Origin of the sequence: Kitasatospora papulosa, assembly GCF_000717245.1 — a bacterium.
GTDB classification, from domain to species: domain Bacteria; phylum Actinomycetota; class Actinomycetes; order Streptomycetales; family Streptomycetaceae; genus Streptomyces; species Streptomyces papulosus.
The window spans coordinates 249,166-260,587 of the sequence record NZ_JNYQ01000011.1 but is presented as its reverse complement, the minus strand read 5'-3'; the positions used below and the strand labels follow the sequence as shown (position 1 = coordinate 260,587).

At 72.2% G+C, this 11,422-nt stretch carries 11 protein-coding genes and 1 pseudogene; 2 read left to right on the top strand and 10 right to left on the bottom strand.

The window, feature by feature from the left end; all coding sequences use genetic code 11:
- From IA22_RS35420 to IA22_RS0125610, 8 genes and pseudogenes are all read right to left on the bottom strand, one after another.
- A pseudogene (locus IA22_RS35420) lies at positions 1-403 on the bottom strand (allantoinase AllB); the annotation flags it as partial.
- Positions 404-494: 91 nt separating this feature from the next.
- Entirely contained in the window at positions 495-1,220 is a 726-nt protein-coding gene (locus tag IA22_RS0125640; RefSeq protein WP_014153533.1) for an aspartate/glutamate racemase family protein, read from the bottom strand.
- A gap of 23 nt (positions 1,221-1,243) precedes the next feature.
- Entirely contained in the window at positions 1,244-2,734 is a 1,491-nt protein-coding gene (locus tag IA22_RS0125635; RefSeq protein ID WP_106972224.1) for an NCS1 family nucleobase:cation symporter-1, read from the bottom strand.
- A gap of 398 nt (positions 2,735-3,132) precedes the next feature.
- Positions 3,133-3,750 carry a TOPRIM nucleotidyl transferase/hydrolase domain-containing protein gene (locus tag IA22_RS0125630; RefSeq protein WP_015579120.1) on the bottom strand — a complete coding sequence of 206 codons (618 nt, stop codon included), beginning with the start codon at positions 3,748-3,750 and terminating at the stop codon, positions 3,133-3,135.
- A gap of 183 nt (positions 3,751-3,933) precedes the next feature.
- Complete coding sequence (locus IA22_RS0125625) at positions 3,934-4,332, bottom strand: VOC family protein (protein WP_030124968.1); 399 nt, start codon at positions 4,330-4,332, stop codon at positions 3,934-3,936.
- Positions 4,333-4,446: 114 nt separating this feature from the next.
- Entirely contained in the window at positions 4,447-5,619 is a 1,173-nt protein-coding gene (locus IA22_RS0125620) for a spore photoproduct lyase family protein (protein WP_015579117.1), read from the bottom strand.
- Between the two features lie 65 nt (positions 5,620-5,684).
- The gene (locus IA22_RS0125615; protein ID WP_030124967.1) at positions 5,685-7,196 is read right to left on the bottom strand and encodes a cryptochrome/photolyase family protein; all 1,512 of its coding nucleotides are present in this window, start codon (positions 7,194-7,196) and stop codon (positions 5,685-5,687) included.
- A 230-nt stretch (positions 7,197-7,426) separates the two neighbouring features.
- Complete coding sequence (locus tag IA22_RS0125610; protein ID WP_030124966.1) at positions 7,427-8,056, bottom strand: TetR/AcrR family transcriptional regulator; 630 nt, start codon at positions 8,054-8,056, stop codon at positions 7,427-7,429.
- Between the two features lie 186 nt (positions 8,057-8,242).
- Between IA22_RS0125610 and IA22_RS36845 the strand changes: the two genes are divergently transcribed.
- Together IA22_RS36845 and IA22_RS0125600 are read left to right on the top strand one after the other, a co-directional pair.
- A complete protein-coding gene (locus IA22_RS36845) occupies positions 8,243-8,389 on the top strand; it encodes a hypothetical protein (protein ID WP_157840938.1) in 147 nt (48 codons plus the stop codon).
- The gene (locus tag IA22_RS0125600; protein WP_030124965.1) at positions 8,386-9,801 is read left to right on the top strand and encodes a lipase family protein; all 1,416 of its coding nucleotides are present in this window, start codon (positions 8,386-8,388) and stop codon (positions 9,799-9,801) included. Before IA22_RS36845 ends, IA22_RS0125600 begins: the two co-directional genes overlap by 4 nt.
- A gap of 218 nt (positions 9,802-10,019) precedes the next feature.
- On the opposite strand, the gene IA22_RS0125595 is transcribed toward IA22_RS0125600, so the two are convergent.
- Together IA22_RS0125595 and IA22_RS0125590 are read right to left on the bottom strand one after the other, a co-directional pair.
- The gene (locus IA22_RS0125595; protein ID WP_015579112.1) at positions 10,020-10,640 is read right to left on the bottom strand and encodes a type VII secretion system-associated protein; all 621 of its coding nucleotides are present in this window, start codon (positions 10,638-10,640) and stop codon (positions 10,020-10,022) included.
- Positions 10,633-11,415 carry a type VII secretion system-associated protein gene (locus IA22_RS0125590; RefSeq protein WP_030124964.1) on the bottom strand — a complete coding sequence of 261 codons (783 nt, stop codon included), beginning with the start codon at positions 11,413-11,415 and terminating at the stop codon, positions 10,633-10,635. The genes IA22_RS0125595 and IA22_RS0125590 overlap by 8 nt, the downstream gene beginning before the upstream one ends.
- Positions 11,416-11,422 lie beyond the last annotated feature (7 nt).

Sequence of the window (11,422 nt, the reverse complement as noted above, 5' to 3'; positions counted from 1 at the left end):
CCCGGCCAGATGCTCCGGATCCTCCGCGTGCACGATCAGCAGCCCACCGAACCCCGCGATCTCCGCCATCGAACGGGCCAACTGCTCCTGGTCCAGCTCCGGAAACTCCTCCACCCCCGACCTTGACGTTGCCGGGCAGCGCACCACCCCAGAACCCCACATCCACATGCGCCTTGGACCGCGCCACATCCTGCTTCACCCGCAGATTCCCCACCGTCGTGGTCACCAGCCCCGGCATCACCACATCGCCACCGACATCCACCACACGGGCCCCGGCCGGCACCACCGCGTCGTACGGCAGCACCCCCTCGATCTCCCCACCCGCGACGAACACCGCAGCCGCCCGGATCCCCTCGGGGGTGACGACACGCGTCGAACGCAACACCAGCTGTACTTCGGGCACCTAGGGGCCCTCCTCTTCCGAACTCGTTACCCGTGGCGGCCGACGACCGGCCTCCACGCCTTCTGCGGCCCGCGGTCCCGCGGGAGCCGTGTCAGCCGGCCTGCGGGGGCCAGTTGACGATGCGCTTGGGACGCGGCGGTGCGTAGGTGCGCACCTTCGACGTGGTCAGCCCGAGGCGGACAAGGGACTCGGCGATCGTCACCGCCGCGCTCACACCGTCGACGACGGGGACCCCGGTGCGCTCGACGACGCGTTCGGTGAGGCCGGACATCCCTCCGCACCCGAGGCAGATCACCTCCGCCCGGTCGATCTCCACTGCCTGGGCGGCCTGTTCGACTATCGCCTCGACGGCCGCCTCCTCGTCCCGTTCCAGGTCCAGGACGGCCAGCCCGCTGGCCCGCACGGAGGCGCAGCGCGCACGCAGACCGGCGGCGTGGAGGCGCTCCTCGATCAGCGGGACCGTGCGGTCGAGGCTCGTGACGACGGAGTAGGTGCGGCCGAGGAACTGGGCGGTGCTGGCGGCGGCCTCGGTGATGTCGACGACGGGGACGTCGAGCAGTTCCTGCAGCCCTTCCCGGCCGTGCTCGCCGTAACCGGCCTGGATCACCGCGTCGAAGGGTTCCGGGTAGGCGCGGACGGTCTCCATCACGGCGACGGCGGCCAGGTAGCTCTCGTAGTTGCCTTCGACGGACTCCGCTCCGAAGGAGGGTGTCAGCGGGACGATCTCGGTGCCACGCGACGCGGCACCGGCCGCCTGCTCGCCGATCGAGTCGGTGATCGACTGTGTGGTGTTGACGTTGACGACGAGGATGCGCATGGGGCGGCCTTCGGTTCGGTGGTTCATTCGGCGGCGACGGCGATGGACTCGCCGTCCACGTCCCGGATCTGTGCGCCCCGGTCCGCGATCAGGGCGTAGAACACGGCGGCGAGGAGGGCGCCGACGAACCAGGAGAATCCGGCGGCGGCATGGAAGAAGGGCACGAGGGCGACGACGACGGCGACGGCAGCGGCGGGGACGAAGGCGGCGACGGCACGGGGGTTGAAGCCCCGGCTGTAGTGGTACTCGCCCCGCGGGTCCTCGCTGTAGAGGTCGGGAACGTTGATCCGGGACTTCCTCAGCAGCCAGTAGTCGGCCATGATCACGCCGAAGAGCGGTCCGAGGAGAGCGCCGAGCCCGCCGAGGAAGTAGTTCACGACGATCGGGCTGTTGTAGAGGTTCCACGGAAGGATCACCAGCCCGACGACCGCGCTCACCACACCTGCCCGGCGGAAGTTCAGCCGGCGCGGGAAGAGGTCGATGAGGGCGTAGATAGGGGCGACGAAGTTGGCCAGCAGGTTCACCGCGACGGTCAGGGCGATGAGGGCCAGCGAGGCCGTCGCCAGGAGGACCATGTTCGGGATGGTGCGGACGATGTCCGTGGGGCTCGTGATGACGTGCCCGTCGAGCTTGAACTGCGCCCCGCTGAGGACCACCACGATGACGGCGAAGAAGAGCATGTTCAGCGGGATGCCGATCACGTTGCCGCGGACGATGGAGCCGCGGCTCCTGGCGGACCGTGTGAAGTCGCAGAAGTTCAGGACGAACGTCCCGTAGATCACCACCCACAGGGCGGCCGCCTGGAGGATCTGCAGCCACATGGCTCCCCCGGTGAGCGGAGCGTCCACGGACAGGGAGATCGAGCCGTCGGCACGTACGAACATCCACACCGCGAGGGCGAGCATGGTGATCAGGGTCGTGGGTGCCGCGAAGGCCATGTACCTCCGGATCATCTGCATCCCGTAACTCACGATGAGGAGTTGGAGGGCCCACAGGGAGAGGAAGGAGATCCAGCCGAGGGTCGACTGCCCGAGCAGGGAGTTCGAGTCGAGTCCGCGGAGTCCGGGGAACATCGCGATGAGAAGGGCGCTCAGGACCGCTGAGGCGAGGTAGGTCTGGATGCCGAACCAGGCGATGGCGACGATGCCGCGGACCGCGGCGGGTATCTTCGCGCCCCTGATGCCGAACGCGATGCGGCTCATGACCGGGAAGGGGACGCCCGTCTTGTGTCCCATGAAGCCGGACAGCGTCAGCAGCAGGAAGAGCAGGACCGAGGCGAGCGCGAAGGCCGCCAGGATGCCCCACACGTTCAGGCCGAGCGCGAACAGGCCGATGGCGAAGGCGTAGTTGCCGAGGCTGTGCACGTCGTTGGCCCAGAGGGTGAACACGTTGTAGGCGCCCCAGCGGCGCCCCTGCTTCTTCGTCGGGGCCAGGTCGTAGGTGTACAGCACGGAGCTGGTGGCTCCGTCGCCCCCGTCGGCCCGGGTGTCCCCGGTGGCCGTTCCCGGCGGCATGCCCTCCACAGCAGTCATCGATCAACCCTCGAGTATTCGCTAGGGGTCGCAACCAGGCCTGTCGACGGCCTACTTCGGAGAAGGCTGCGCGCCACGGGCCCTGGCGACCGAGAGAGTTTTCAGAGGTTTCCATAAAGTGGAAGTTGATTTCCGCGAGACAAAACGTAGTTTTCGCCGAAGGGCAGCGTCAAGGGTTACGAGCAGGCAACTTCGAGGCGGACACAGCACCTGCACGGAATGCGAACACCGGAGGTCGGGCGGACACGGACGTGCCGAAGCGCGGATCCGGGACAGGGGAGGGCGGGACCGCCGGGGTGATCCGGCGGGGCGCCCGTGGTCGACACCGGTCCCCGTGCGCGGCCGGAGGGCCCGTGCGGACGGGGAGTGCCGCCGGGCGGTCAGAGACCGGCGAGCAGGCCGTCGAGCGGGGCCGGGACGCGGGCCGGATCGAGGGCCTCGACGAGGACACGGCCGTAGTGGATCTTGCGGCCCTTCTTGGTGCCGAAGAAGCGCCGCAACTGCTGCTGCGCGGTGCGGCCACGCTGTGCCGGCTGGTTCAGGAAGGTCCGCAGAGCGCGCAGATCGCCCTCCACCCCGACCAGTTCCTCCACCCGGGCCACACCCAGCGCGCGGATCAGTTCGTCCTCGAGGTCCGCCGCGCAGACGAAGAACGTCTGCTCCGCCACGCCGGCGCGCTCCAGGCCCCGGGTGTAGTAACCCCGCTCCGCCTCGTCGCAGAGCCCCGTGAGCCGAAGGCCGAGACCGGTCGGTCCCAGGAGGTGCGCGAAGCGCCCGACGCTCATCGCGCCGCCCATCGGCAGGACGCAGACCCCCTCGGCCGCGAGGTCCCGGCCACGGCTCGCGGCCAGCGCGTCCACCGCGGCGACGTCGCTCGGGCCTTCGAGCAGGACGACCGCCCGGACGGGCACGCTCAGGGCCAGCTCCCGCGCGGGGTCGCCGGGACCACCGGCCGCCCATGCGGTGACCGCTGCCCGGAAGGACGCCATGTCTGACATGAGCCGAGTCTCCCTCTCCTCCCCCCGCCGCGGTAGCGGTTTTCGCGCGCCCGAGCGCTGCCGGAGCCGGGCGGGCGTACGTCCCGTCCGTGGCGCGGGTGCACCCGGACGGGTCCGGCATCCGTCCCGTGGTGCGGCTGAGCCCTTCGGTCTGTCCGTGCGCCGGTCCGAGGTCCGGCGCGATCAGTCCCCGGGCCGGCCGCCGGCTTCGGCCGCGTGGCTCAGGTTCACCACGCAGAAGATGTTGTCGTCGGGGTCGGCGAGGACGACGAAGTCGGGGTCCGGCGGGTAGGAGTCCCAGTCGAGGGTTCGCGCACCGAGGCGGGTCAACCGCTCGATCTCCGACCGCTGTTCCTCCCGCGTCCCGGCGAAGAGGTCCAGGTGGACCCGGGGGCGCGGCTCTGCCGGGGACGCGCTGCGCAGCAGCCCGAGGGCACGGCCGGAACCGTCGGCGTGCTCCAGCGTCCGCCAGGTCTCGCTGGCCCGTTCCTCGGTGGCGACCAGGTCGAGGGCGGCGGTCCAGAAGGCCACCGCGCGAGGGACGTCCGTGACGCCGATGACGGGCATTCCGAGTCTCAGCATGGGGGTGAGCCTATACAGGACGTACCCGTGCGGACCTGCCGCGCGGAAGCCACGGACCCGTTCCGTCCGGGGCTCCTCGCGCCGGAGTCGCCGCGTGCCGCGTCCACGCGGGCGTCAGAAGGCGTACCTGACCCGCAGCCACGGCGCGTGCGCTGCCAGCAGTTCGCGGATACGCGTCAGGGAGCGCTGCTTGATCTCCCGGGCGTAACGGATGTTGAGGGCGCCGTTCTCCGAGCGCTTGGTCTCCTGGGCGGCCGGCTGCCACAGCAGTTCCTCGGCACGGGGATGCCAGCCGAGGTTGACCTCGTGCAGCCCCTGGTTGTGGGTCAGCATGATGATCTCGGCCGCCGCCTGCTCCTTCACCCGGGCGGGCAGCACGTCGTCGAGGTGGGTGAACAGGTCGGCCCAGTCCCTCTGCCACCCCGGGCGCAGGACGACCGGCGAGAGGTTGAAGTGGACCTCGTACCCGGCGTCGAGGAAGTCGGCCGCCGCCGCGATCCGCTCGTGGACCGGGCTGGTGCGGATGTCCAGCAGCCGGGCGTCGTCGGGCGGCATGACGGAGAAGCGGACCCTGGTGCGCCCCTGGGGATCGAGGGCCAGGAGGTCGGGGTTGACGAACTTGGTGGCGAAGGACGCCTTCGCCGTCGGCAGTCCGCGGAAGGCGGCGACCAGATCAGCGGTGTTGTCGCTGACCAGGGCGTCGACGGAGCAGTCCCCGTTCTCGCCGATGTCGTAGACCCAGGCCAGGGGGTCGCACTGGTTGGGCTCCGGCTTGGGGCCCTGCGCCCTCACGTGGCGGCGGACGTGGGCCACGATCGCCTCGATGTTGGTGAACAGCGTGATCGGGTTCGCGTAGCCCTTGCGGCGGGGGACGTAACAGTAGGCGCAGGCCATCGCGCACCCGTTGGAGGTGCCGGGGGCGATCCAGTCGGCCGACCGGCCGTTGGGGCGGGTGCGGAGCGTCTGCTTGACCCCGAGGACCAGCGTTCCGTTCTTGATCCGTACCCAGCGGGCGATGTTGCCGTCGTTGCCGTGGAGGGAGGGGATGCCCCAGTGGCCGGCGATCTCGGTCACGCGGACCCCGGGCAGCCGGGCCATGATCTGCCGGCCCCGCGGCGAGTCCAGGGCGGCGGGTTCCGCGTAGACCTCGCGCACGTCGAGCAGCCGACGGGCCTGCGGGCTGTCCCTGAACGGCTGCGGGGGCTGCGGGGGGGCGGTGTCCTCCCACCCGAAGAGGGCTTCCTGTCCGGACTCACCCGAGGGGGGTTCCGCCGCCGGCCGTTCCATGTGCCCGTCCTTTCCCTTCCGCGCTGCGACGGGGGCCGCGCACGACGTCCCCGTCCCCCAGGATCTCAGTCCTCGCGGTGGCGCTCCTGCTCCAGCAGCTCGTCGAGGTCGGTGAGCCTGTCCAGGCCGCGCACCGCCCGGGTCATCCGCGCGTTGTGCTCGAACCGGTCGCGGTGGCGGTGCAGGAGGTTCCAGTAGCCGGCGGTGAAGGGGCAGGCGTCCCCGCCGACCCGTACGGACGGCTTGTACCGGCAGGAGCCGCAGAAGTCGCTCATGCGGTCGATGTAGGCGCCGCCGGACGTGTAGGGCTTGGTGGTCATACGGCCACCGTCGGCGTACTGCGACATGCCCACGACGTTCGGGACCATGACCCAGTCGTAGCCGTCGACGAAGCTGCGGTGGAACCAGTCGGTGACGGCGCGGGGGTCCCATCCGCGTTGCAGGGAGAGACTGCCCAGCACCATCAGGCGTGGGATGTGGTGGGTCCAGCCCGTCGTCCGGACCTGGTCCAGGACGTGGGAGAGGCAGTTCGCGTCGGTGGCGTCCGAGGAGAGTTCGGTGAACCACGCGGGCAGCGGTTCGTGGTGGCGCAGGGCGTTGCTCTCGCGGTAGCGCGTGCCGAAGTACCAGTACACGTGCCAGACGAACTCGCGCCATCCGGCGATCTGGCGCACGAATCCCTCGGCGCTGTTGAGCGGCACGTCGCCCGACCGCCACCGCGCCTCGGCCCGCTCGACGCATTCCGCGGGGTCCAGCAGGCCGAGGTTGAGCGACGAGGACAGCAGGCTGTGGCTCATCGTCGTGTCCCCGGCGAGCATCGCGTCCTCGTACGCGCCGAACGTGGCGAGCCGGTGCTCCACGAACCGGCGGAGTCCGGCGAGTGCCTCCCGGCGGGTGGCGGGGAAGCGGCGGGGCGCGTCCTCGCCGACGAACCGGACGTCCCCGTCGCGCGCCCACCGGTCGAGGTCGGACCGCACCTCGTCGTCGATCTCGCTCTCCCGGGGGTGGTAGGGCGCCGGTACTCCCAGGTCGGTGGAGCCTCGGGGCGGGGGCTGCCGGTTGTCGTGGTCGAGGTTCCACCGGCCGCCCGCCGGACCGTCACCCTCCATCAGCAGGTCGTGCGTCCCGCGGACCCACCGGTAGAAGTCCTCCTGCCTCAGGTGCTTCGTTCCCCGGCCGTCCGCCCACGTGCGGAACTCGTCGTGCGTCACCAGGAAGCCGCGCGCCGGCAGGACCCGTACCGAGGGCAGCGAGCGTACGAAGGCGTCGGCCGCGTGGGAGGTGGGGTGGTGCACGGTCACCCGGCCCTCCCCCACCGCCTCGCGCAGGCCCTGGCGGTAGGTGTCGGCCTTGACGTACCGCACGCGGTCGCCCAGTTCGGCGGCCCGGTGGCGCATGGCCGAGAGGATCAGGTGGGCCTTGGCCCGGTGGAACCGCCGCCGGCGGAAGACGCCGCGGGACTCGATCATCACCAGCGGGGCGTCCCGGTGCGGGCCGCCGCGCGCCGGATCGACGAAATGGGGACCGAGCTGGTCGCCGAACAGCCAGTGGGGGGTGCCGGACTCTTCCTCAGTCATGCCGAGTGCTCCGATGACGTTCTGTTGCCTGGCCGGCGCGCACCGCGCGACGCTTCCCTGCACCGATCAAAGCGCACGACGGCGCGGGCCGTACCCACCACACGCCGGGGGTGCCGTCCCGGAGGACTCCGGAGGACCGGCGGTCCTGGCCGTCGGTGGGGGCCGTCAGTGCGGGCCGTCGGTGCGGGCCGTCGGTGCGGGCCGTCGGTGCGGGCCGTCGGTGCGGGCCGTCAGTAGGGCAGGCCCTCCGAGGCCGCGCGCAGGGCGTCGAGGAGGCACGCGGCGATCTCGCTCCCGGCCGCGTCGGGATCGTCGCCGTACCGGTGGGCGAAGTCCTCCGCCGCCGCGCGCAGCGCACCGTTGAGCGTCGCCGCGTGCACCTTGATCCGCAGGTCGCCGGGGCTGCCGCCGGTGCGACGGGCGAGGAGTTCCCCGAGGACGGGCAGGGCGTCGTCGTGCGCCTGGAGCCAGACGGCGCGGAGGGCCGGGTCGGTGGAGGTCATGCGGATCAGGTCGAGGATGACGGGGGCCGCGGCGGGCAGTACGCCGGTGCGGCAGAGCCCCGTGAAGAAGTCCAGCAGACCCGTGTCCGGCGGCCAGTCGCCCAGCTGGTCGATGGCCGACTCGAGCCCAGCCGAGAGGAGCGGCAGTACGCAGCTCTCCTTCGTGGGGAAGTGACGCCACAGGGTGCGGGCGGAGATGCCCACCGCCTGGGCGATCTGCTCACCCGTCGTAGCCGTGACGCCCTGTGCGGCGAACAGACGGACCGCCTCGGCGGCGATCTCGAAGCGGAGGGCCTCCTTGCGCCGCTGCGCGAGCGACGGCCTGGCATCCGTCTGCGTGGTCGGCCCGTGTTCCACGGACGGCGCTTCGCGCACGATCGCCCCCGCCCCCTCTCTCCCGGTGACCGCAGCATAGCCAGCCACCGAGAAATGACGCATGCCGACGTCTTGTCACTGCGTGACACGTAGACCTACGCTGCCGTAAGTGACCAGCGAGTAACACCGTTGGGCCACACGGCACATGGCGTACGACGGCCGGGACGCATGCGTTCGGGCCGCACCACCACCCAGGTCCTCGACGGAGCGCTCGCCCCGCTGCGGCCGGCGCCCACGGCCCGGCGGGAGGCGGCCGCCGTCACCGCGCACGGCATCGACACGATCACCCAGCCCACACCGAGGAGCGCAGCATGAGCCGCAAGAGAGTCCGTTCCCGTGACACCTCCCCCGTGGACCCGGCTTCCGCGCGGCCCGCGCGGAAGGGCCGCCGCGGCACACCACCCGGCCGGCGCCTGCTGGCCGGCCTCGTGGCCGCGGGCGCCGTCTGCGCCGGCCTGTCGGCGGTACCCGCCTCCGCGGCGACGGAGCCACCGATCGTGTCGCGCGGCGTCACCATCCCCGCGTTCTACACCCCTCCGGCCGAACTCCCCCCGGTCAACGGCGCGTTGATCCGCACCGAGGCCCTGCCTCTCGGGCTGTCCATCCCCGGCCTCGACGGCCGCCCCATGCCCGGCACCGCGACCCGTCTGATGTACAGGTCCACCGACTCGGCCGGACTGCCCGTCGCCGTGACCGGTGCCTACATCGAACCCACGGCCGCCTGGAAGGGCGGTGGCCCGCGCCCCCTGGTCGCGCTGGCCTCGGGCACCATGGGCCAGGGCGACCAGTGCGCGCCGTCCTTCGCCCTGCAACACCCGCTCACCCTCAAGGGCGACACGGTGTCCGTGGGCTACGAGGCCCTGGCGGTCTACCGGATCCTGGCCACCGGGGCGGCGGTCGTCGTCACCGACTACGTCGGCCTGGGCACCACCGACCGCCTGCACACCTACGTCAACCGGCTCGACCAGGCGCACGCCCTGCTGGACGCGGCCCGCGCCGCCCGCGCCGTGCCCGGGGCCTCGGTCACCGCGGCGTCACGCACCGGCCTGTACGGCTACAGCCAGGGCGGCGGTGCCAGCGCGGCCGCCGCCGAACTCCAGCCCTCCTACGCACCCGACGTCCCGCTCGCCGGCACGTACTCCGGCGCGCCGCCGGCAGACCTGACCTCGGTGATGAAGGGCATCGACGGCAGCGCGCTCGCCGGGGCGCTCGCCTGGTCGATCAGCGGATTCGCCCAGTCCGACCCCGACCTGCGGGCGGTCGTCGACGCGCACATCAGCGACGCCGGAAAGGCCGCGCTCAAGGACGCGTCGACCATGTGTGTCGGCGACGCGCTCTTCGGCTACGGCTTCACCAGGAGCAGCAAGTGGACCACCGACGGCCGGTCCATCGGGGACATCATCGCGGCCGACCCCCGCGCGAAGGCCGCCCTGGACAAGCAGCGCATCGGCGGACTCCAGCCCGCCGGCCCGGTGCGTCTGGCGACCGGCGTCCAGGACGACATCGTTCCCCACGCCCAGGCCAGGCAGCTGGCCGTCGACTGGTGCGGCAAGGGCGCCGACATCACCTACGAAGCCGTCAAGCTGCCGAACCTCGGCGACAAGATCCTGACGAATCACCTCGTGCCCCTCGTCACCGACCAGGGCGACGCGATCTCCTGGCTGACCGACCGCCTCTCCGGCAAGCCCGCCACATCCAACTGCTGGACGATGCCCCTCCAGCCCTGACCCCCGCCGCACACGGCCGTGTCCACCGCTGCGGCGCAGCAGTGGACACGGCCGTCCGGGAGCGTCCGGCCGGAGACCTGACGGTGACGTCGGGCGTGGGCAGCGGACAGCTGACAGCCGAAGGCGAGTACCGCCCCGTCCGGGCGGCCCGGTCGGCGCACCGGTGTCCGTCAGTGGTTCAGCGGTTCGGCCGTTCAACCGTCCGGCAGTTCAGCAGTTCAGCCGTCCGCCGGTGTGGCGCTCGGCGGCGTCACGGCGTCGCGCAGCGTCTCCGCCAGCCCGTCCACGGCCAGCACCATGCTCACGGCGGCTGTGCTGTTGAGGCAGAGGTGGTGACCGGAGGGAACGCGCCCGAGCAGGTCCGTCACCGGCATCCGCTCGAAGCCCAGCTGCCCGGCGGCCTGGAGGTGGCGGGGGGAGGTGAAGACCGGCACCACCGCCGTGCCGTCGGACGCCGACGCGCTCACCGGCTCGCCGTCCGCCGTGATCAGCACCGCGACCTCGGTCCTGGCCAGGGCCGAGGTGACGTCCTCCACCGGGCCGTACCCGGTGGTGGCGAGCTGGATCGCACGGTCCACGTCGTCAGCGGGTTCCGGCCACCCCATCGCCTCGGGTGAGGGCCTGTAGTCCTCGTTGTCCTCCCATTCGACGATCTCGCCCTCGGAGTCGGAACGCCACTGGCCGACCACGGCCCACTCCGGCGGCGGGCCGTCCCCCTGCCAGGCCGGATCGGACAGGTAGAGCCAGTGGTCGGGTGCCAGCCGGGCGGCCTGGACGAACTCCTCGGGGGGTACGGGATCCTGGGGGGCGGCGGGGGGTTCGGCGCCGGACTCACTCATCTTGGCCTCGCTTGCTGGGGGTACCTGAATCGGTGCGGGAGCGCCCGGTGGACCGGACCCGGTCCACGGACGCACCGGACGTCTGCTGCCACAGCTCACGCAGTCCGCCCGCCGGGAGGAGCAGCGAGGCCGGGGCCGACGGGCTGAGGAGGAGCACGTCACGGCCGGACGGCAGCCGGTCGAGGAGAGCGGGAAGCGTCATCACCACGTGCGCCGGCATCCGGTCCGCCGGCGCCCCCGGCGGCGGTGCGAAGACGGGCACCGCGTGGGCGCCCCCGGGTATCCGGGTCCATGCCGGCTCCCCGTCCTCGGCGACGCACACGGCCACGGTGCCGGCTTCCGCGATCGCCTCGGCGACGTCCTCGTCCGGACCGTATCCGGTGGCGGCCAGATGCAGGGCGGCGTCGGCGTCGTCCACCGGCGGGGCCCAGCCGAGCGCGGCGGGCGAGGGCCGGTAGTCCGGGTTGGCCTCCCAGGAGACGATCCGGCCCCGTGCGTTGCTGCGCCAGCGGCCGAGCACGGCCCACGGGGGCGGGGGCTCGTCGTCGCTCGCGCCCAGCCAGTGCCGGTCGGTCACGGACAGCCAGTGGTCGGGCGCGGTACGGGCCGCGGCGACGATGTCCTCGGGCGGTACGGGGAAGTCCGGCTCGCCGCGCGCGACGGTGACGGGCGGCGGCGCGGCCACGGGGGCGGATCCCGCGGCGCGCCCGGGTGCCGCACCGGAGGCCGGTGCCGGCCCGGGGGCGCCGTCCGGCTGTCCGCTGGTGGTCGGCATGGGGTCA

Excerpts from the sequence above, each read along its gene's own strand:
- IA22_RS0125640 (WP_014153533.1), bottom strand. The coding sequence starts at position 1,220 with ATGCGCATCCTCGTCGTCAACGTCAACACCACACAGTCGATCACCGAC.
- IA22_RS0125635 (WP_106972224.1), bottom strand. The coding sequence starts at position 2,734 with ATGCCGCCGGGAACGGCCACCGGGGACACCCGGGCCGACGGGGGCGAC.
- IA22_RS0125630 (WP_015579120.1), bottom strand. The coding sequence starts at position 3,750 with ATGTCAGACATGGCGTCCTTCCGGGCAGCGGTCACCGCATGGGCGGCC.
- IA22_RS0125625 (WP_030124968.1), bottom strand. The coding sequence starts at position 4,332 with ATGCTGAGACTCGGAATGCCCGTCATCGGCGTCACGGACGTCCCTCGC.
- IA22_RS0125620 (WP_015579117.1), bottom strand. The coding sequence starts at position 5,619 with ATGGAACGGCCGGCGGCGGAACCCCCCTCGGGTGAGTCCGGACAGGAA.
- IA22_RS0125615 (WP_030124967.1), bottom strand. The coding sequence starts at position 7,196 with ATGACTGAGGAAGAGTCCGGCACCCCCCACTGGCTGTTCGGCGACCAG.
- IA22_RS36845 (WP_157840938.1), top strand. The coding sequence starts at position 8,243 with ATGCGTTCGGGCCGCACCACCACCCAGGTCCTCGACGGAGCGCTCGCC.
- IA22_RS0125600 (WP_030124965.1), top strand. The coding sequence starts at position 8,386 with ATGAGCCGCAAGAGAGTCCGTTCCCGTGACACCTCCCCCGTGGACCCG.
- IA22_RS0125595 (WP_015579112.1), bottom strand. The coding sequence starts at position 10,640 with ATGAGTGAGTCCGGCGCCGAACCCCCCGCCGCCCCCCAGGATCCCGTA.
- IA22_RS0125590 (WP_030124964.1), bottom strand. The coding sequence starts at position 11,415 with ATGCCGACCACCAGCGGACAGCCGGACGGCGCCCCCGGGCCGGCACCG.